Below are 20,493 nucleotides of genomic sequence, written 5' to 3'. Positions count from 1 at the left end.
GAGAAAGCCTTTTAGGTATAAAGCAGGATATTAACTAATGCAATTTTTTACATTCTTGCGTCTACCTATGATTGACCGTTATATTTTACGGCAATTACTAATTGCCCTGATTGCCACCACGGGTGGATTGGCGGCTCTAATCTGGCTAACCCAGTCTTTACGTTTTGTCTCTTTGGTTGTTGAAAGAGGACTGTCCCTTAAAGTTTTCCTGCAATTAACCGGCTTGTTAATCCCATCTTTTGTCGCCGTTATTTTACCGATAACAACATTTGTCGTTGTCCAATTCATTTATCAGCGACTGGATGGTGATCGTGAAATCATTGTTATGCGCGCGGCTGGCATATCCTCTTTTTCCCTGGCGAGACCAGGTTTAATATGCTCAATTATTTCAATGATTTTCTGTTATTTATTAAATGTTTGGATTGTTCCAACCTCCTATCACACTTTCCGGAAATTTGAATACAAAATTCGCAATAAAATGGCGGCATTCATGCTGGAGGAAGGAGTATTCACTAACGCTTCTGATAATTTAACCGTTTATATTAAATCCAAAGACAGTAACGGAAATCTACAAGGAATACTAATTGAAGATGATCGCCAACCCAATAATAAGGCAACCATTCTAGCAGAAAGAGGAAATCTGGTCATTCTAAATGATCAACCTCAAGTTGTGTTATTTAACGGATCCAGAGAGGTCATTGATCACAAAACCGGCCGTTTGAATATTCTAAATTTCGAACGTAATACCATTGATTTGTCCTCTAATCGTAACGATGCCGCACGATCCCGTGATGCAACAGAAATGTCAATTTACGAATTATTACATCCCGATCCAGAAGAGGTTGCCAATAAAGATTACGGGAAACTTGCCGTAGAGGCTCACCGACGATTAACCTCACCTCTGACAATTATATCTTTTACACTCATTGCTCTTGTCAGTGTTTTAAAAGGAAGTTTTGCTCGGTTTGGCAACATTCTAAGACCTCTGGCAGCAATTTTTACGATTGTAGGTTTGCTCGCCGCCTCGCTGATTATGCAAAATTTGGCCAGTCGCAATACCAACCTGATTTTTTTAATGTGGATTATTGCCATACTTCCAGGAATAATCGCTGGCGTAACTTTATTCGGATCTGAAATGATGGCTAAATTACATCATAATGCATCATTCCATCCTTCCTCATACGGCCGAAAGTTATAGATTATGCTCACCGCTTATACAATCTCGATCTATATCGCTCGACAATTTTTTTCGGCTTCCATTTCCATGATTCTAGCCTTGACAGGATTGGTATCATTATTCGATTTTATTGACCTGTTACGTCGCATTGCCACAAGACCAGGAGTTTCAACAAGTATTGTTGCGTATATTGCCCTGGATCATATTCCCAACTTCTGCATGCAGATCCTTCCCTTTGGAATTCTTTTGGGGGGAATAATCTGTTTTTGGAAGCTTACACGATCTTCTGAACTTATTGTAACCAGGGCAGCAGGAATTTCCGTATGGCAGTTCCTAATGGCACCTACTGCCTGTGCCTTTATAATTGGATTATTTTCCACACTAATCATATCCCCCGTTTCTTCCACCCTTTACAGACAGGCAGAAATTCTGGATCAAACCTATTTAACAACCGGTGGTGGAAAACTCACGAATATGTCAGGTGGCTCTTTATGGATAAGACAATCTGATAAAGAATTAACCTCTCGAGGTGTGGCAATTTTACATGCCCAACAAGTTCATGTTATCAACCGCAATTTACATTTAAGCGATGTTAGTGTTCTAAGATTAGATGAAGCGAATCATTTACTGGATCGTATTGAATCGCCATCAGGATATTTGCAACATAATCTTTACTGGGTATTATACAATGCTTATTCTATAAAACCGAATAAGTTCCCGATTAAATTAGGAACTATTAAAATACCAACTGATTTAACTTTACATAATATCGAAGATAGTTTTTCATCTCCAGAGACCTTATCATTTTGGGCGTTACCAGGATTTATTAAATTGCTAGACAAATCAGGTTTTTCATCCATTAGCCACAGGCTCCATTTTCAAGCGCTTTTAGCCCAACCTTTACTTGCAAGTACAATGGCGTTGGTTGCGGCGGGGTTTGCCACTCGATCAACTCGACGCGGAGGTGTTGCAAGAATGATAGGCTCTGGTATTGCAGCGGGATTTGCCTTATTCACTATCTCCAAAATAGCTGAACGTTTTGGAGAATCAGGTGCCTTGCCAACTTTTATTGCGGCATGGGCTCCGACCGTAGCTGGCTTGTGTCTCGCAATATCCCTACTTATTCATCTGGAAGACGGCTAATGTCTAGATCCTTATCCTCCTTACTTGTTCAAAAAATCATGAAAGCAAGAATCCTTCAAAATCAATATTACTCTTTTCTTGCATTCAGTATTTTAAGCAGTTCTTTTATCGCTAATTTATGGATTTTTTGTTCTGTCACCAATGCCCAACAACAAATGCAAATGGCTCATAGTAATATTGGAAAAACCAATGCGGCCCCTTTCAGTGGAAAAGACCCCATCACATTTCAGGCTGACAAAGTTTCCTATGATTCCAAGGCTGGTGAGGTTGTTTGGGAAGGTGACGTGCATATTTGGCAAAATGATCACACCTTGAGGGCTGATAAGGTTACTTTTAACAAAACAACAAACATCGCTACTGCATCAGGTAATGTCGCCATGGTCGAACCCGATGGTGAAATCTTGTTTACCCAGCATACGCAACTGGGAAATAACATGCAGGAGGGAATTATGGATCAGGTCTATGCCCTGCTTGCTGATGGAGGTAAACTTGCTGCCAACGGGGCACGTCGGACAGGAGGTAAAGTCCATGATTTTAGTCGATCAGTTTATACCGCCTGCCCCATTTGCGCGAAAAACCCCAAAAAATCACCTTTTTGGCAGTTTCGATCCTATCAGGCTATCCGTGATATGGAAAATCAACGCATTGATTTCTCAGATACTTTCATTGATTTCTGGGGAATTCCGGTATTTTACATGCCTTTCTTTTCAATTACGGATCCATCTGTAAAACGACGTAGTGGTTTCCTGATTCCCAGTATCAATTGGAGCAGTAAATATATCGGGGCCTACACAACCATTCCCTATTATTGGGCTATAAATAAATGGTCTGACCTAACCTTTATTCCTCTTTTTGCGACCAAAACAGGACCACAGCTTTCCACAGTCTATCGCGCCCGTTTCAACAAGGGAATGTTAAGAGTGGAAGGTGGCATTGCCGATGATACTGTTGGTCAACATGCCTGGTATAATTCCTATGCCGACCGATCTGTAGATAAATTTAAAAAAGGTGCACAAGGCTATTTATTCCTAAAAACAGAATGGGCATTGAATGATCACTGGCGTTATGGTGGAAATATCAATGTCGCAAGTTCTGCAAATTACATGCGTGATTACCGTATTAACGGTTATGGACAAGATACTTTAGAATCTGATTTGTATCTTGAAGGGTTTGGTGAAGGATCCTATTCAAAAGTTAGCGTACAAGCCTTTCAAGGATTAAATCGCGGAGTTATAAACAATTCCGATCTTCCTTTTTCTTTACCTCGATATACTTATAGCTATTTTGGACAACCTGATGCACTAGGCGGAAGATTTTCATTAAACACCACTGATTTTGTTCTTTATCGTCCACGTGGTGTTAATGACCAACGTGGTGAAGTTGCCTTGAATTGGGATAGACCTTTTGATGATAGTGCAGGTAGAAAATGGCTTATTACACTACATGTTGATTCAAATATATATCGAGGAACACATCTCAATGAACAGCCCGGGTTTTACAGAACCAGAAAAAGCCAATTTACAGGACAAGCACTTCCTACATTTGCCGTTAAAATGAATTGGCCCTTCCTGAGAGAGTTTCACATAGGTGACTCAACAGGAACTCAAATCATAGAACCTATTGTTCAATTAATTGCCGCTCCTCATTCAAAAGGTGGCCGCAATTTCTATATGCCCAATGAAGACAGCTGGAATTATGAATTCACAGATACAACCCTTTTTGCCTTAAACCGTTTTCAAGGCACTGATCGTTTGGATGGCGGCGCCCGTGCCAATGTTGGTGTACATGGGAATTGGACCTGGAATGGCCATCAAGTCGATTTTCTTGTCGGGCAAAGCTATCAGGAACATATTCAAGGACACATGCCAGCACGTTCAGGTCTCGATCATCATATGTCTGACGTAGTCTCTCGCCTGCGTATATCTCCTGTCCAATGGTTAACCGCAACAGGAAGAACTCGTGTTGACCCTTATGACGGTAAAGTCAATTTTGCAGACGCTTTATTCAATTTTGGATTCTCTCATTTTGGCATTAATGGTGGATATATATATGAACCTGTAACCCCTTATTATTACTTCTATAGAAATCCATATGATCATGAGGGCGCCTCCAAATTATATTGGCAGAAAACAAACGAATTGACATTGGGTGTTTCAACCGATTGGGATCATTGGCATGCCTCCGCCTTTGGAAGAAGAAGCATTTCACGAAAGGAAACAGTTGCCTATGGAGGTACTGTTGGTTATCGAAATGACTGTTTTAGTGCCGATGTAATTTATTTCAAACAAAAAACAATGATTAACGGTGAAGAAAATAGTGACATGGTCCTATTTATGCTAAACTTCAAGACAATTGGCGTATTTGGAATTAACGGATGATGACAATTATTATGTTTATGCTTTCAGAAACTGTATTAAAATATAAAAAATATATCATATCATTCCTGTTGGCTGGTTACGTTTTTACAGGTCACGGTATTGCACATACCATGGCAAATATAAAACATCACGCCATTTCCAATTCCCCAATACCTCCAACAACTTTGCATGATGGTGAAGATCTCTCATCTACAGCAACCTCATCTGATGATGAAAACAAAATTATCGCCATTATTAATGGTCAATTATTGACACAGCGCGATATAGCAAATCGTGAGAAACTCTTTGAATTAACAGCCGGAATTCATTTAAGTCCTGAAGTGATGCAACATATGCGTCCACAACTGATTAAACAGATGATTACCGAGCGCCTGCATATTCAAGAAATGCTAAGACGCAGCGTCAACATTTCCCCTGAACAGATTGCCAAGGCAATTTCAGGAATTGAAAAACAAAATAATATGCCTGAACACGCCTTAAGGGATAAATTGGCTGAAGATGGAGTTTCTTTAACCACTTTAATTGATCAAATCAGATTGCAAATTGGTTGGGGAAAAGTGGTGCAACAAGAATTGGGCACCCAATCGCGAATTACTGCGAAAGAAGTTGAACAACGTGAAAAAGCCCTTAAACAAGAAGTGGGACAACCTGAATATCTTATCAACGAAATCTTCGTACCGGTTGAAAATGCTCGTCACCCTGAACAAGAATTGCAATTTACTGAAACCATTATTCAGCAATTACGTAATGGTGCTGCTTTTCCGATTGTAGCGGCCCAATTTTCACAATCCCAGAGTGCATTACAGGGTGGTGCATTGGGATGGGTTCAAGAAGACAATCTGGATCCAGAAGTGGTAGCTATTGCAAGAAAAATGCCTATTGGTGCAATCTCAAATCCTATTAAGGTAGCAGGCGGCTATATTATCGCAATGCTTAGCGGACGCAGAACCATTGGTAATGAGATGGGAACCCTGATGAAAATACGACAGGTTTTCTTACCTTTTAGTTCCAAACTGAACCCTCAACAACCAACCCCGCAACAGGTTGCCACATTAAACCAAACAACAAAATATAAAAACACTTTACATTCATGCCAACAAATGGAAGATGCCAATAAAAAGGCTGGAAACATAAGACCTTCCGATCCTGGAGAACTTCAACTTGAACGCTTAAATCCTGAAATGGCTAACATACTTAAAGATTTGCAACCGGGTCAAATCAGCAAACCTTTAGTTTCCCTTGACGGTATCTCATTGCTTATGGTCTGTTCAAAGGAACGCAAAAATCTTTCCGACATTTCTGCAAGTGAAATTGCCAATCAGTTATTGAATCAACGTGTTGAACAAGCCTCTCAACAATTAGATCGCGATTTACATAGACAAGCTATTATCGAATATCACACCCCTGTACAAAATAATGACTCCGACAAAAAACAAACAAAACAACATTCTTCCCCCTCTAAAGGAAACAATTCATAAACATAATCTCTTGGCTAAAAAATCACTGGGACAACATTTTCTGCTTGATCCAAAAATCAACGAACAGATTATTGATCTTGCTGGAGATCTTGAAAATAAGAACATTATCGAGGTTGGCCCAGGCCCAGGGGGACTCACACGTGCTATTTTATCAAGTAATGCCGAAACGGTCATAGGTGTAGAAATTGATAATCGTGCCGTTATCCTATTACAAGAATTAAAAAAATATTACCCGCAACGATTTAAAATTGTTGAACGAAATGCTTTGGAGTTTGATTTAAGCACTTTATGTCAAGCACCAAGACAAATTATCTCAAATTTACCTTATAATGTTGGAACCGCTCTTTTACTAAATTGGTTAAAACAGGCAAATCACTGGGAACGCTTTACCTTGATGTTTCAGCAAGAGGTTGCCTATCGAATTTGTGCGGCACCGAATACTGAATTTTATGGTCGGTTATCCGTTATTTCTCAATGGATTGCATCCTGTACCATTCTTAAGCAAATTCCACCGGGTGCTTTTTTTCCTCCTCCAAAAGTTTATTCATCCGTGATACAAATTATTCCATATAAAAAACAAACTTCCCCTGCCTTATTTAAAGCAATGGAGACCATTACTGCCGCCGCCTTTGGCCAACGTCGAAAAATGTTGCGAAGTTCTCTTAAATCAATTAACGGAAAAACCCTACTTGCAAAAGCCAGTATTGATGAAACAAGAAGAGCGGAAACTTTGAGTATTAATGAATTCGACCTGCTAGCCCGTCTTTATCTTGATAAGCAACATTCATAAAATTCAACTTGGACACTTATTTTTCAAGCATATAGTTTCGTGTCAAAGGTACGGCGGTTAAGGAAGGGGAAATTTGCAACTGAAAATTCATATGATTATGGTAATAAAAAGACAATTCTGCCGCTGATAAATAAAATTCAAACATTCTATAGAATTTTTCATCATACATAGCAATTATATCCTGTTGATGGTTTTTAAAATTCCCTAACCAAAAATGAATGGTTTTTGCATAATGTAAACGCAGGATTTCACAATCAGTTACCCATAAGCCGTTTTTTTCAATAGCAGCAAATGTCTCACTTAACGAAGGAGAATAACCGCCAGGAAATATATATTTATTAATCCATGCATTTGTCGAGCCTGGACCATCTGATCGACCTATGGAATGAAGAAGCATAACTCCGTCAGGCATCAATATATTTTTAATTTCCTTAAAAAAATCCGTATAGTAATGTATACCCACATGTTCAAACATACCAATTGATACAATCCGATCGAAAGATCCCTTGACCAGCCGATAATCCGTTAAATAAAATTGAACTTTATCTTGTAACTTTTCCTCTTTGGCTCGATTCCTAGCAACTTGCAATTGTTCTTGGGAAAGTGTTATCCCTGTTACTTCCACATCATATTCTCTGGCAAGGAATAAAGCCATGCCGCCCCAACCACAACCGATATCCAAAATTTTTAGATTGGGTTTATTTAACAAAAGCTTATTGGCAATATGTATTTTCTTTGCTTTCTGAGCCTCCGCCAGATTTTCATTTCCATTTTTAAAATAAGCACATGAATACTGCAAATCTTGATCCAGAAAAAGCTCATATAAATTTTTTCTTAAATCATAATGATGTGCAACGTTTTTCTGGGATTGCTGAATACGATTTAGTTGTGACCAGAACCGTTTGCAATATCGCCATATGGAAGCAATTTTTTCACCGATATGATCATGAGATAAATCATTACTCATTAAAATATTCAGAACATCGTAAATTGAACAATTGACAGGACGGATTTCGCCACTCATATAACCCTCACCAAAAGCCAACCCAGGATTTATGAGTAATCGTTTGCATATTTCAAGTGTTAGCAATTCAACACAAGCATAATGCTTACTTTGTGCATGTCCATAAAATTTACTATGCTTATCAGGATAAATAACCTCCAAATATCCTTTTTTTATCAAATGCTTAAAAATTGAATCCATTAATTTCATCATATCTTGCTTATTTCTTATCATTTTGAAAAAATAGAATAATCATATGAGAAAAATTATTTCCATTTGTAAATCAATGATATCGCAAAAAATTATTCATTAACAGATAAAAAAAACGAGAGGATAAACCTCTCGTTTTATCAAAATTCCATGAAAAAAGAATATATTCAAAATGTTTTATTCAGAAACAGCTTTTTCCTCTGAAACCTCTTCAGTTGGGTCATCCTGTGGTGTATTTTCAAAAACTTCCACAGCCGTTGCTTCACCTTGTGCCTGACGTTCAGCCTCTTCGACGGAACGGGCAACATTAACTTTAACATCCAAATGGATTTCAGGATGAAGTTGAACTCTCACCTGATATAATCCCAACATCTTAATTGGATGGTGAATTTCAACCTGTTGACGGGAAATCGTTAACCCTTCCTTGGAAACGCCTTCACTAATATCCCGTGCGGAAACAGATCCATAAAGGTTTCCGCTTTCACCTGCCTGACGAATAATCGTTACAGAAAGTCCCTCCAAACGTTCCAAGAGGCGTTCAGCTTCTTCACGATGTTTAATGTTTTGTGCTTCAAGCTGGCTACGTTCCCTCTCAAAACGTTCACGATTTATCGCTGTTGCACGAATGGCCTTACCTTGAGGAAGCAAATAGTTACGGGCATAACCAGGCTTAACTTTAACAACGTCCCCCATTTGCCCCAATTTTGCTATTCTTTGAAGTAGGATAACTTCAGTTGCAGACATATTAATGTTCCTCCTCAATCCTGAACAAATGGCAATAAAGCGAGGAAACGGGCACGTTTGATTGCCTGTGCCAATTCACGCTGTTTTTTTGCGGATACGGCTGTAATACGGCTTGGAACGATTTTACCGCTTTCTGATAGAAAACGAGATAACAAACGAATATCCTTATAGTCGATCTTTGGTGCATTTGCTGATGAAAAAGGACATGTTTTGCGTCTGCGATGAAAAGGACGACGAGCACCAACAGCAATACGACGTGCAGCTATATTTACCTGAATTTCTTCTGACATGAATTAAGCCTCCCTATCCTCTTCAACTTCGATTGAAGAAACAACCACTTCTTCGTCAACCAGATCGGAAGCATCTTCATCTTCTGAAGCATGTTTACGACCGCTGTCAAAGCGACCGGATGCTTTTGATACAGAACGATTTGAAGTACGTTCCTTTTCATCCCCTTTACGTGAAAATGTTGGAGAAGGTGTATCATCAATTTCTTCCACCCTTAGGGTCAGAAAACGTAAAACATCTTCATTCAGATTAAATTGACGTTCAATTTCCTTGATGGTTTCTGGTTTAGCATCAATGCCCAAGAGCATATAGTGACCTTTACGGTTTTTCTTGACTCTATAAGCAAGGTTGCGTAATCCCCAATATTCGCGTTTTTTAACGGAACCTTCTTCATTTTCAATCAAAGAAGCAATTCCATTAGCAATGTCTTCAACTTGTTGTTGAGTCACATCATTACGTGCAATAAACACGCATTCATATAATGGCATAATATCTCCCTTCGGCTGACTTCAACCCAATTACCAAAAAATTATTGGCATATATTCTTTCATCTAGCGGGTATAGCCAAGGCATAGCCGTTAAACCTTGGCAGGAAAGAAGATTTCTAGAAACCATAAAAAATAAAAAAATGCAAGTCCTATAAACTATAATCTTCCATAAATAATTAGTTTCCTTATTGTTTATTAGAAAATATCTATATAGAAGACTACAATTTTAAGAGTTGTATCAAATTGAAAAAATCTTATTGGATCTTAATTGTCATCCAAAAATGACCGTAATTTGCGACTACGACTTGGATGTTTTAATTTACGCAAGGCTTTTGCCTCAATCTGGCGAATACGTTCACGTGTGACATTAAACTGCTGTCCAACCTCCTCCAGCGTATGATCTGTATTCATCCCAATACCAAAACGCATTCTCAAAACGCGTTCTTCCCTTGGGGTCAAGGAAGCCAGAACACGTGTCGTCGCTTCTCGCAAATTTGTCTGGATTGCCGCATCCAATGGAATAACAGCACTTTTATCCTCAATGAAGTCCCCTAAATGGCTATCCTCTTCATCACCCACTGGAATTTCCAGTGAAATAGGTTCCTTAGCAATTTTTAATACTTTTCTTACCTTTTCCAGAGGCATCCCGAGTTTTTCCGCCAACTCTTCCGGCATTGGTTCCCTGCCAATTTCATGCAGCATCTGTCGTGAAGTACGCACTAATTTATTTATTGTTTCAATCATATGAACAGGAATACGGATTGTTCGAGCCTGATCGGCAATTGAACGGGTAATTGCCTGACGAATCCACCAAGTTGCATAGGTTGAAAATTTATATCCCCGACGATATTCAAATTTATCAACCGCTTTCATTAAACCAATATTGCCTTCTTGAATCAAATCCAAAAATTGCAATCCACAATTCGTATATTTCTTTGCAATTGAAATGACCAAGCGCAAATTCGCTTCGATCATTTCTTTCTTGGCACGAGACGCATCTCGCTCACCATACGAAACTGTAGAAAAAACCCGTCTAAATTCTGTTACCGGCAATCCCACCTTTTGAGAAAGCTCGGCAATTTGATCACGATATTGACCAATTTCTTTACCGTATTTTTCAACGTAAAGTTTCCAGTATTTGCCAGGTAAATTTCCAACCGCTTCAAGCCAGTCAGGATTCAATTCATGACCATGATATTTTGATAAAAAGTCATCACGGGAAATTTTGCATTTTTCCGCTGCACGCAACATACTTCCCTCTAGGCTGGCAAGCTTTTTGAAAACCATTTTCAACTGTTCAACAAGAAATTCGATTTTATTACTTTGCAAATGAATTTGCTGAACCTCTTCAATAAGCTTATCCCTTAAAGCCTCATATTTTGTCTCAAATTTACTGGTAAGTTTTTCACCGGCCTGAATCGTTTCCAAGCGCTGAGCCTGTAACTCATATAACTTGGGATAGTTCTTTTCAATTTCACTGAAATGTTTGAGGATCTCGTCCTTGTGCTTTTCCTCTAGAGCAGCAAGAGAAAGATTATTTTCTTCATCCGCGCCACTCTCCGTTTCCTCACCATCCTCATTTTCCTCCTCACTGTCGTCAGAAGTATCATGATCAAGCGAAGCGGACAAAGAATCATCCATATTTGACAATTCAACCTGGTCATATTCATTCTCAGTTGCTTCCAGATCAACAATATCCCTTAACAGCACCTCTTCGGTTTTTAACTGTTCATACCACCCAATGATTGCCCTAAAAGTCAGGGGGCTTTCACATAACCCCCCAATCATCTGGTTCCGTCCAGCCTCAATCCGCTTGGCAATGGCAATTTCCCCCTCTCGTGAAAGAAGCTCTACCGCCCCCATTTCACGCAAATACATCCTAACGGGATCATCGGTTCGACCTGTATTCGTTTCAGTTGCAACCGTTTCTTCCGAATCATCTTTATCTGACTCATTTTCGGATTCTTCACCATCCGCATCCTCTTCTTCATTCTCTATAATCTGGATGTTCATTTCTGAAAAAATAGCCATAACATCTTCAATCTGTTCAGAAGACATTTTATCTTGGGGCAAGATAGCATTCAATTCATCTAAAGTTACGTAACCGCGCTCTTTCCCTTTACTTATCAAACGTTTTACAACAGCGGATTGTGTATCCAAAACATTTGTATCGTTATCACTTGAATTTTCTTCAATTTTAGATGGTGTTGTGACTGCCATTTTTGCCTCAAAAAAGCTTCCTAATTCTACCTAAACCTTAACTTCAAACTTACCTTTAAGGTATGCTTTAAATTATTTATAAAATTTATATGCTTGCTAATATTAACATTGGCTCACAAAACTGACTTTCGCACGATGAATACTATAAAGAATTACTAAACAACATTTACAGCCAAATCTAAAGCAACATATATTAGACATGATATCTACGGAAAGATAAATCAAGTCTTTATCATATCCCTAGCTAACAATTATTATAAGAAATCATCCTCCTGTTCATTGTTTGAACCTGTCCTGGCAATTTCAAGGGCTTTTACACGTGCGACAAAAATATTCTGATGCTGTTCATCTGGAGATTCAACCCATGCTTTGCGAGCCAGCTCAACTTGGTTTTCAAGTTCCTGAATATTCAATAACCCATAGAAATGCCACCATTGTTTTTCAATTAAATGTAAATCAAATTTTTGCGATAATTGATCTGAAGAAGAAATAGAAAATTCATCATTAATTGCATTAATTAAATCAGAAAAACCCTCTTTTTCAAGGAAATTTATTCTATCATCTAAGGTCGTTCCTTCAAAAGGAATTCCAACAAAAAATTCTCTCAACTTAATAAATTTTGCAGGCAAGTATAGCTGACAAAAAGCGGACTCCACAGAAAAAAGAAGTTCTGGATAATGCAGCAAGATAGCGAATAAAATGCAAATCCTTTTATAATCAATCTGTTCCTTATCAATTTTTTGAATCCGATTTGACAAATTTACATCAGTTTTTTTTGCAAATGTTCCATATCGGTCGGCTTTTGGATAGAATTGCTGATAAAAGCGATCCAATAAAATACGGCGATATTCCTTTGACAGAATCTTGTCATCAATATGCTGAGCAATTGAAATTAGCCGCGTTTTCAACGCAGCCCGTTGTTCAGGGGATTTTATATCCACATGAGCCGATACAATCCCGTATATGGCATCACATAAGGATTGTTTTTTAGGAATAAGCTTTAAAAATGCCTCTCCACCCTGATTCTTAACAAAACTGTCAGGATCCTCACCTTCGGGAAGTGTCAAAAAATTCAATGTATGTTCAGAAGTTAAAATCGGTAAAGATTCCTCAGCTGCATGCAACATGGCCTTGTGCCCAGCCCTGTCCCCATCAAAACAGAGAACGGGTTCGGGGGTTACACGCCATAACAAACCCATCTGATCTTTTGTCAAAGCCGTACCCAATGGTGCAACCGCTCCATGAAATCCTGCCTGATATAACGCAATGACATCCATGTACCCTTCAACAACGAGAACTGTATTATATAATGGATCCACCTCCTTTCTCACAAAAAGTGATGATAAATGATTTAGCCCAAATAAGGTACGACGCTTTGAAAATAAAGGGGTTTCCGGACTATTCAAATATTTCGGCTGTCCATCGCCAATAATTCTTCCGCCAAAAGCGATAGGTCGACCCTTACGATCATGAATGGGATAAATTACTCGATTAAAAAATAGCTCCCCACCCCATTCAGTATCAGATTTTTTTCGTAGAAGTCCAGCCTCTCCAATAAGTTCAAGATCATATCCTTTTTCCTTTAAGAAATGGATAAGACCTCCACGACCATCTCCAGACCATCCCAGTTTAAACGTTTCAAAAGTTTCTTTCAGAATTCCGCGTTCAAGTAGATATTGCTTACCTGTCTTAGCCAAAGGTGTATCTAGGGCCAAACGATAATAATCCTGTGCGGCAAGCATAACATCGTATAAACTATGCTGTTTTTCAATCCTTTGCCTGTCCTGATATGTCTGTTCAGGAATATCCAATCCTGCCAGCGCGGCAAGCTCTTTAATTGCCTCACCAAAGGTTCTTCCCTCACTTTGCATAACAAAGGAAATGACATCACCATGGACACCACATCCATAACAATGAAAATGATCCTCATAAATATAAAATGAAGGTGTTTTCTCCCCATGAAAAGGACAACACGCTTTCCAGAAACGCCCTGAACGAGTAAGTTTTACTTTCCGTCCGATAACGGTATGAATCGGGATACGTTGCCGCAATTCTTCCAGAAATCTTTGATCAAACGCCACAAATCACCCTAAATAAATTAAGAGAGTTTAGCCTTTACCAATCCGTTTACCTTAGAAAAATCAAGAACAGAACCATAATTTTCCTTTAGGTAACCCATAACCTTGCCCATTTCCTTAATAGACGAGACTCCTGTCTTTTCCACTGCCTCATCTACAACGTCCCGCATTTGATCTTCATTTAGTTGCGCAGGCAAAAACGTTTCAATAATCGTGATTTCCCCCTGCTCCTTTTCAACCAAATCCTGACGATTTGCCTTTTGGTACATTTCCACAGATTCACGACGGGACTTTACCATACTTTTAAGCATTGCGATAATTTCATCTTCGCCAACCTGATCAATGCCCTTTGGACGAGCATTAATATCCAGATCCTTCAATTTGGCCCCAATCATCCGTAACGTGGCGACTTTCCCTGCCTCTTTAGCCTTCATGGCGGTTTTCAATTCTTCTTTAAAACGTTCACGCAAACTCATTTCTTTCTCCATTCTTAAAGTATAGCATTTTTTGATAAGGAAAAAAATTCCCATCATATTTATTTACATTCAGTGCTGGGATTTTTTTTCCCAATCCTATATACATATAATATTAATAATTATATTCGTCCAACATAAGGTCTAGGGACATGACAGATATTGACACAGTTATTTCCAAGCTCGGCGGTATTGAAAAGGCGGCCAAGATTGCCAGAGTCTCTACCGAAGCAATTCGCAAATGGAAGCAGGCTCATGCCATTCCTTCTAAACACTGGGCTACAATAATACAAGCAACAGGATTAACTTTAAAAGATTTGCAACCTGAAAAAAATAATTATGACGATAATTCTATCAGCTTAAAGACCCAACGCCCATCAAAAGCAAATGCCATTCTTTTACTGGAGGATGGAACCGTCTTGTGGGGAATGGGATTTGGTGCCCATTCTTCAAAAAACAACCTTGCCCTTGGAGAAATCTGCTTTTCTACCGGAATGACGGGATATCAAGAAACCCTCACAGATCCATCTTTTGCTGGCCAGCTTATTACCTTTACCTTTCCACACATTGGAAATGTAGGTACTAACGACGATGATAACGAGGCAGATACAATTGTTGCAAAAGGACTGATCATCAAAGAAAAAATTACTGAACCTTCCAACTGGAGATCGACCAGTCATTTAAACAGCTGGCTTAAAAAGCAAAATGTGACAGGAATTTATGGAATTGACACTCGTGCCCTTACCCTCCTTATCCGTGAAAAAGGTCCACAAAATGCTTTGATCTTCTGGCCTGAAGACGGAAATTTTGATCTGGAATTTTTACGGAAAGAAATTAAAAGATGGCCTGGATTAAAGGGAATGGATCTCGCAAAAGAGGTTACTTGTCCAAAATCCCATTCCTGGAAAAAAGATGTCTGGTGCTGGAAAAGCGATAAAAAAAATCAAAACAAGCCTGCCTATAAAGTCGTGGCCATTGATTACGGTGCAAAATGTAATATTTTTCGTAATCTTGTCAATGTCGGATGTGACCTTGTCGTTGTTCCCGCTACAGTATCAACTGAGGAAATATTGAGCTATAGCCCTGATGGTGTTTTCCTTTCGAATGGGCCTGCAGACCCAGCGGCAACAGCTCATTATACAGTTCCAGTTTTAAGGGAGTTGCTAAAAAGAAATATTCCAATTTTCGGAATTTGTCTTGGTCATCAGCTTTTGGCTCATGCCTTGGGCGGTAAAACTTACAAACTGGATCAGGGACATCGCGGGGCAAATCAACCTGTTAAAGATTTAAAGACGGGCAAGGTTGAAATTACCAGCCAAAATCACGGTTTTGCTGTTGATCCAAAAAGCTTACCCGATACCGTACACGAAACGCATATCAATTTGTTCGACCATTCCAACGAAGGGATTGCCTCAAAGATTTATCCGGCCTTTTCCGTACAATATCATCCAGAAGCAAGCCCCGGCCCAACCGATAGCCATTATCTTTTCAAACGCTTTGTTGAATTGATGGATCAGCATTCCTCTTCCCATAAAAGATCATAGAGTAACCAATATGCCTAAAAGAACTGATATATCTTCAATCATGATTATTGGTGCTGGTCCAATTGTTATTGGCCAGGCCTGCGAATTCGACTATTCGGGTGCCCAAGCCTGTAAGGCCCTGAAGGAAGAAGGGTATCGCGTAATTTTATTGAATTCGAATCCCGCGACAATCATGACAGATCCTGATATGGCTGATGCAACCTATATCGAGCCAATTACTCCTGAAACGGTAGAACGCATTATTCTGAAAGAAAAACCCGATGCCATTTTACCAACCATGGGGGGACAGACAGCTTTAAATACCGCCATTTCCCTTGCAAAATCAGGTTTTCTAGAAAAAAATAATGTTGAGCTGATTGGCGCAAAAGCCGATGTTATTGACCGGGCGGAAGATCGTTTGAAATTTCGTGAGACCATGGATGCCATTGGCATTGAAAGCCCTCGCAGCGCCATTGCTCATTCTATGGAAGAGGCAAGAGAATCCTTAAAGGAAATTGGATTACCTGTGGTCATCCGTCCATCTTTTACTCTGGGTGGTTCTGGGGGCGGTATTGCATACAACACGGATGAATTTGAAAATATCATCAGTGCGGGTTTGGATGCCTCTCCAACATCAGAAGTCCTGATTGAGGAAAGTATTGTTGGATGGAAAGAATATGAAATGGAGGTGGTCCGTGATAAGGCGGATAACTGTATCATCATCTGTTCCATCGAAAATATTGACCCCATGGGAATTCATACCGGGGATTCAATCACCGTCGCACCGGCACTGACTCTCACCGATAAAGAATATCAACGCATGCGGGATGCCTCAATTGCATGCCTGAGAGCGATTGGGGTTGATACAGGTGGATCAAATGTTCAGTTCGGTCTGAATCCAAAAAATGGACGTATGGTCATTATTGAAATGAATCCCCGGGTTTCGCGTTCATCCGCTCTGGCTTCAAAGGCCACCGGTTTTCCCATCGCCAAAATTGCGGCCAAATTGGCGGTAGGTTACACCCTTGACGAACTCAAAAACGATATTACCAAAACAACACCTGCTTCTTTTGAGCCAACCATTGATTATATTGTAGTTAAGATTCCCCGCTTTACCTTTGAAAAATTTCCTGGTACCCCTGCCCTGCTCAATACAAGCATGAAATCTGTTGGTGAGGCGATGGCTATCGGACGTAGCTTCCCGGAAGCACTTCAAAAAGGTCTGCGTTCTATGGAAATCGGCTTGACGGGACTTAATCCGGTAACCATTCCCGGAGATGGTGACGAAGATTCTTTCCGTGCAGCTCTTTCCCAACCAAGACCCAATCGAATTCTAGTGGCCGCTCAAGCCATCCGTGCGGGAATCTCACTGGAAAATATCCATGAAGCCTGCCATTTTGATCCATGGTTTTTACAACAACTTCAACAGATTATTCTTGTTGAAAATCAGATCGAGAAAAACGGATTGCCCTCTGACCCATTTGAACTAAGAAATATCAAGGCTATGGGATTTTCTGACAAACAGCTTGCAGAATTGACACAAAAGTCAGAAAAGGAAATCGCGCAATATCGTCAAAAACTCAACGTTAATCCAATTTACAGACGAATTGACACCTGCGCGGGTGAATTTGCCTCTTCCACTTCCTATATGTACTCAACCTATGAGGGTGGTTTTAATACACCAATTTGCGAGAGCCATCCGACTGATCGTGAAAAAATCGTCATTTTGGGGGGTGGCCCCAACCGTATTGGACAGGGCATCGAGTTTGATTATTGCTGTGTTCATGCTTCATATGCTTTAAGGGAAGCGGGATATGAAACCATTATGGTCAATTGCAACCCTGAAACTGTCTCAACCGATTATGACACGTCTGACCGTCTTTATTTTGAACCTCTAACGGCAGAAGATGTCATTGCGCTTATTCGTCGCGAACAGGAAAAAGGGGTCTTAAAGGGATGTATCGTGCAATATGGTGGACAAACGCCACTTAAACTTTCCAAAGCACTGGAAGAAGCTAACATCCCCCTATTGGGTACTCCAGCGGATGCTATTGATCTTGCAGAAGATCGGGAACGTTTTCAGGCCCTGTTACAAAAACTTGGTTTACGGCAACCGTCAAATGGAATTGCTCATAATGCCGAAGATGCCGAAATAATTGCGGAAAAAATCGGTTATCCAGTGGTTATTCGCCCCTCATATGTGCTGGGCGGACGAGCCATGGAAATTGTCCATGATAGAAATAGTCTGCATCGTTATCTGAATGAGGTTCTTTCCTCTGCTGGTGTCGATGTATCTTCCGGCCCATTATTGATTGACCAATATCTTAATGATGCCATTGAAACCGATGTAGACTGTCTGGCCGATGGAGAGGATGTCTACGTCGCCGGTGTAATGGAACATATCGAGCAAGCCGGCATTCATTCTGGTGACAGTGCCTGCTCTATTCCACCTTACACCCTTTCACCCGCCCTGGTAACAGAATTGCAGGCACAAACCACGACCCTGGCAAAAGCTTTGGGGATTGTTGGATTGATGAATGTACAATATGCAATCAAGAATAATGAAATATTCATATTGGAAGTCAATCCACGCGCCTCAAGAACTGTTCCATTTGTTGCAAAGGCAACCGGGGTACCCATTGCCAAGATTGGGGCAAGAATCATGGCCGGGGAAAAATTGAGATCCTTTTCGTTAAAACAGCGTTCTGTTAGAGGTCATGTCGCCGTTAAAGAAGCGGTGTTCCCCTTTGCGCGGTTTCCCAATGTAGATATCATTCTCGGCCCTGAAATGCGATCTACAGGTGAAGTCATGGGTATTGACACGTCATTTGAACGTGCCTTTGCAAAATCTCAATTGGGTGCCGGCGTAACCTTACCCTTAACAGGCAATGTTTTCCTTTCGGTACGTCATAGTGATCGGCCCTCTCTATTGCCTCTGGGCAGAAAACTGACAGAAATGGGATTTAAAATTCTGGCCACACGTGGAACAGCCGAAACCTTAAAGAATGCTGGTATTGAAGCCAAGGTGGTTAACAAGGTATTGGAGGGTCGTCCACACTGTGTCGACGCGATCCTTTCCGGAGAAGTCCAGCTGATTATCAATACTGTTCAGGGTGCACAGGCAACCGCCGATAGTTTCGACATACGCCATTCCGCGCTGACCCATAATATACCCCACTATACAACTATGGCAGGTGCCGCCGCCGCCGTCCATGCCATTGCGGCTTTGCGTGAAGGCAAACTGGACGTGGCCCCGCTGCAATCTTATTTTAATCATTAAAATTCTAAGGTTATTTTCTTAACTAAAGCAGGTGATTATTATAAACCTGCTTTTTTTTATTAACTATATGTTTCCATAAATCCGGTAAAAATACTTCTTGCACAAGTACTGATTGACTGGAACAAATGAATACCGATCTTCTTGCCCATAAATCAACATGGCGATAATCTATTGGCAAGAGTTCTCTAGGATATTTTGTTATTTCAATTTTTGACCTTTCAAAAACATCTTTTTGAAATAATACAGACCCGAGCGGTTTATTGCCAATTGCCTGAAAAAGGTTTCCCCTGAGATCCTCCCCTTTGGACAGGATAATGCTACGGGCATATATCCATGCTTGACCTTGTCCCTCCAAAACAACCTGCCTGACCTGTTTCAGACTTGGATAACCAACCTCTAATATCCCGCATTCATCTTCCCTGATTTTTTGTTTTTGTTCAGACAGACGCTTTAATGAAAATTGATTTCGACTTAAACGAATTAACCGTTTTGTCAAAGATTCCGAATTGAACAGCCATTCATCTTCATGGGTTGAAAGACGGGATTTCCATCGGGAATGATCTGCCCAGCATAACTTTTTATGATACATGAAATCAAATATAGAGATTGAGAATTGATTTAGAAATAAAATAATGTAATATGCTACAAAAATTTTCTTTATAGAAAAATATGTTTATAATAACAATTGTATTTATATAATATTCTTAATTTGTTTCTTAAAGGACATTCAACTTTGCAAAAATTTCCAATGACGGCTCAAGGGCTACGACGTCTGGAAGAAGAGCTACGCAGACTTAAAGATAAAGAAAGGCCAGAAATTATACGTGCGATCGCTGAGGCACGCAGTCATGGCGATCTTTCTGAAAATGCAGAATATGAAGCGGCGCGTGAACGCCAGTCTTTTACTGAAGGACGCATACTGGAACTTGAACAGATAATTTCATCGGCTCAGGTTATCGATCCATCAAGCCTATCAGGAAACACTGTTAAATTTGGCGCAAAAGTTGTTTTGATTGATGAAGAAACAGAAAAAGAGTCCACCTTTCAAATTGTTGGACTTCATGAAGCCGATATCAAATTAGGTCTATTGTCAATTTCATCCCCTTTGGCCAAGGCTCTGATCGGTAAGGAAAAAGGAGCAACGATCTCTGTCCCTGCACCTGGGGGAGATCGATCTTATGAAATCCTTGATGTTATCTACGCTTAACCCCTGATTTATA

At 40.0% G+C, this 20,493-nt stretch carries 16 protein-coding genes; 8 read left to right on the top strand and 8 right to left on the bottom strand.

The features are described 5' to 3' along the window. Positions 1-37: 37 nt before the first annotated feature. Genes lptF through rsmA form a run of 5 tightly spaced genes read left to right on the top strand, consistent with a single transcriptional unit; the run spans position 38 to position 6,966 of the window. The gene (lptF, locus tag H3T57_RS01280; RefSeq protein WP_122123869.1) at positions 38-1,198 is read left to right on the top strand and encodes an LPS export ABC transporter permease LptF; all 1,161 of its coding nucleotides are present in this window, start codon (positions 38-40) and stop codon (positions 1,196-1,198) included. 3 nt (positions 1,199-1,201) lie between these two features. Beyond that, positions 1,202-2,320: an LPS export ABC transporter permease LptG gene (lptG, locus tag H3T57_RS01275; protein WP_155572100.1), complete on the top strand. Its 1,119-nt coding sequence runs from the start codon at positions 1,202-1,204 to the stop codon at positions 2,318-2,320. Next, positions 2,320-4,698, top strand: a complete 2,379-nt coding sequence (locus H3T57_RS01270) for an LPS-assembly protein LptD (protein WP_230880515.1) — start codon at positions 2,320-2,322, stop codon at positions 4,696-4,698. The genes lptG and H3T57_RS01270 overlap by 1 nt, the downstream gene beginning before the upstream one ends. Next, the gene (locus tag H3T57_RS01265; protein WP_232349702.1) at positions 4,695-6,176 is read left to right on the top strand and encodes a peptidylprolyl isomerase; all 1,482 of its coding nucleotides are present in this window, start codon (positions 4,695-4,697) and stop codon (positions 6,174-6,176) included. Before H3T57_RS01270 ends, H3T57_RS01265 begins: the two co-directional genes overlap by 4 nt. Continuing rightward, on the top strand, positions 6,115-6,966 hold the full coding sequence (rsmA, locus tag H3T57_RS01260; protein WP_198192726.1) for a 16S rRNA (adenine(1518)-N(6)/adenine(1519)-N(6))-dimethyltransferase RsmA: 852 nt from the start codon (positions 6,115-6,117) through the stop codon (positions 6,964-6,966). The genes H3T57_RS01265 and rsmA overlap by 62 nt, the downstream gene beginning before the upstream one ends. A gap of 16 nt (positions 6,967-6,982) precedes the next feature. Here rsmA and H3T57_RS01255 read toward each other — a convergent pair whose 3' ends face one another. The 7 genes from H3T57_RS01255 to H3T57_RS01225 all read right to left on the bottom strand — a co-directional run bounded on the left by H3T57_RS01255 (position 6,983) and on the right by H3T57_RS01225 (position 14,473). Next, positions 6,983-8,182 carry a cyclopropane-fatty-acyl-phospholipid synthase family protein gene (locus H3T57_RS01255; protein WP_198192725.1) on the bottom strand — a complete coding sequence of 400 codons (1,200 nt, stop codon included), beginning with the start codon at positions 8,180-8,182 and terminating at the stop codon, positions 6,983-6,985. Positions 8,183-8,356: 174 nt separating this feature from the next. After that, positions 8,357-8,923, bottom strand: a complete 567-nt coding sequence (rplI, locus tag H3T57_RS01250; RefSeq protein WP_198192723.1) for a 50S ribosomal protein L9 — start codon at positions 8,921-8,923, stop codon at positions 8,357-8,359. Positions 8,924-8,937: 14 nt separating this feature from the next. Beyond that, complete coding sequence (gene rpsR, locus H3T57_RS01245; protein ID WP_110438356.1) at positions 8,938-9,213, bottom strand: 30S ribosomal protein S18; 276 nt, start codon at positions 9,211-9,213, stop codon at positions 8,938-8,940. A gap of 3 nt (positions 9,214-9,216) precedes the next feature. Continuing rightward, positions 9,217-9,699, bottom strand: a complete 483-nt coding sequence (gene rpsF / locus H3T57_RS01240) for a 30S ribosomal protein S6 (protein ID WP_198192721.1) — start codon at positions 9,697-9,699, stop codon at positions 9,217-9,219. Positions 9,700-9,963: 264 nt separating this feature from the next. Then, positions 9,964-11,919: an RNA polymerase sigma factor RpoD gene (gene rpoD / locus H3T57_RS01235; protein WP_198192719.1), complete on the bottom strand. Its 1,956-nt coding sequence runs from the start codon at positions 11,917-11,919 to the stop codon at positions 9,964-9,966. Positions 11,920-12,173: 254 nt separating this feature from the next. Further along, positions 12,174-14,000, bottom strand: coding sequence for a DNA primase (dnaG, locus tag H3T57_RS01230; RefSeq protein ID WP_198192718.1), 1,827 nt, complete (start codon positions 13,998-14,000; stop codon positions 12,174-12,176). A 17-nt stretch (positions 14,001-14,017) separates the two neighbouring features. Then, positions 14,018-14,473, bottom strand: a complete 456-nt coding sequence (locus H3T57_RS01225; RefSeq protein ID WP_155565755.1) for a GatB/YqeY domain-containing protein — start codon at positions 14,471-14,473, stop codon at positions 14,018-14,020. Positions 14,474-14,622: 149 nt separating this feature from the next. Between H3T57_RS01225 and carA the strand changes: the two genes are divergently transcribed. Beyond that, the gene (gene carA / locus H3T57_RS01220) at positions 14,623-16,014 is read left to right on the top strand and encodes a glutamine-hydrolyzing carbamoyl-phosphate synthase small subunit (protein ID WP_198192717.1); all 1,392 of its coding nucleotides are present in this window, start codon (positions 14,623-14,625) and stop codon (positions 16,012-16,014) included. A 10-nt stretch (positions 16,015-16,024) separates the two neighbouring features. After that, positions 16,025-19,273 carry a carbamoyl-phosphate synthase large subunit gene (carB, locus tag H3T57_RS01215; RefSeq protein WP_198192711.1) on the top strand — a complete coding sequence of 1,083 codons (3,249 nt, stop codon included), beginning with the start codon at positions 16,025-16,027 and terminating at the stop codon, positions 19,271-19,273. 22 nt (positions 19,274-19,295) lie between these two features. On the opposite strand, the gene H3T57_RS01210 is transcribed toward carB, so the two are convergent. Continuing rightward, entirely contained in the window at positions 19,296-19,862 is a 567-nt protein-coding gene (locus tag H3T57_RS01210) for a chorismate lyase (protein WP_198192709.1), read from the bottom strand. A gap of 144 nt (positions 19,863-20,006) precedes the next feature. Between H3T57_RS01210 and greA the strand changes: the two genes are divergently transcribed. Next, positions 20,007-20,480, top strand: coding sequence for a transcription elongation factor GreA (gene greA, locus H3T57_RS01205; RefSeq protein WP_110438619.1), 474 nt, complete (start codon positions 20,007-20,009; stop codon positions 20,478-20,480). Positions 20,481-20,493: the final 13 nt, after the last annotated feature.

The sequence above is a fragment of the Commensalibacter sp. W6292M3 genome (assembly GCF_016101315.1).
Lineage (GTDB): Bacteria > Pseudomonadota > Alphaproteobacteria > Acetobacterales > Acetobacteraceae > Commensalibacter > Commensalibacter melissae.
The sequence above is the reverse complement of the archived record's forward strand: the minus strand, read 5'-3'. Positions and strand labels throughout refer to the sequence as shown.

Bases quoted from the DNA above. Each gene is read 5' to 3' on its own strand.
- H3T57_RS01255 (WP_198192725.1), bottom strand. From the start codon at position 8,182: ATGATGAAATTAATGGATTCAATTTTTAAGCATTTGATAAAAAAAGGA.
- lptF (WP_122123869.1), top strand. From the start codon at position 38: ATGCAATTTTTTACATTCTTGCGTCTACCTATGATTGACCGTTATATT.
- carA (WP_198192717.1), top strand. From the start codon at position 14,623: ATGACAGATATTGACACAGTTATTTCCAAGCTCGGCGGTATTGAAAAG.
- carB (WP_198192711.1), top strand. From the start codon at position 16,025: ATGCCTAAAAGAACTGATATATCTTCAATCATGATTATTGGTGCTGGT.
- rsmA (WP_198192726.1), top strand. From the start codon at position 6,115: ATGACTCCGACAAAAAACAAACAAAACAACATTCTTCCCCCTCTAAAG.
- H3T57_RS01225 (WP_155565755.1), bottom strand. From the start codon at position 14,473: ATGAGTTTGCGTGAACGTTTTAAAGAAGAATTGAAAACCGCCATGAAG.
- rpsR (WP_110438356.1), bottom strand. From the start codon at position 9,213: ATGTCAGAAGAAATTCAGGTAAATATAGCTGCACGTCGTATTGCTGTT.
- rplI (WP_198192723.1), bottom strand. From the start codon at position 8,923: ATGTCTGCAACTGAAGTTATCCTACTTCAAAGAATAGCAAAATTGGGG.
- H3T57_RS01210 (WP_198192709.1), bottom strand. From the start codon at position 19,862: ATGTATCATAAAAAGTTATGCTGGGCAGATCATTCCCGATGGAAATCC.
- rpsF (WP_198192721.1), bottom strand. From the start codon at position 9,699: ATGCCATTATATGAATGCGTGTTTATTGCACGTAATGATGTGACTCAA.
- lptG (WP_155572100.1), top strand. From the start codon at position 1,202: ATGCTCACCGCTTATACAATCTCGATCTATATCGCTCGACAATTTTTT.
- H3T57_RS01270 (WP_230880515.1), top strand. From the start codon at position 2,320: ATGTCTAGATCCTTATCCTCCTTACTTGTTCAAAAAATCATGAAAGCA.
- H3T57_RS01265 (WP_232349702.1), top strand. From the start codon at position 4,695: ATGATGACAATTATTATGTTTATGCTTTCAGAAACTGTATTAAAATAT.
- rpoD (WP_198192719.1), bottom strand. From the start codon at position 11,919: ATGGCAGTCACAACACCATCTAAAATTGAAGAAAATTCAAGTGATAAC.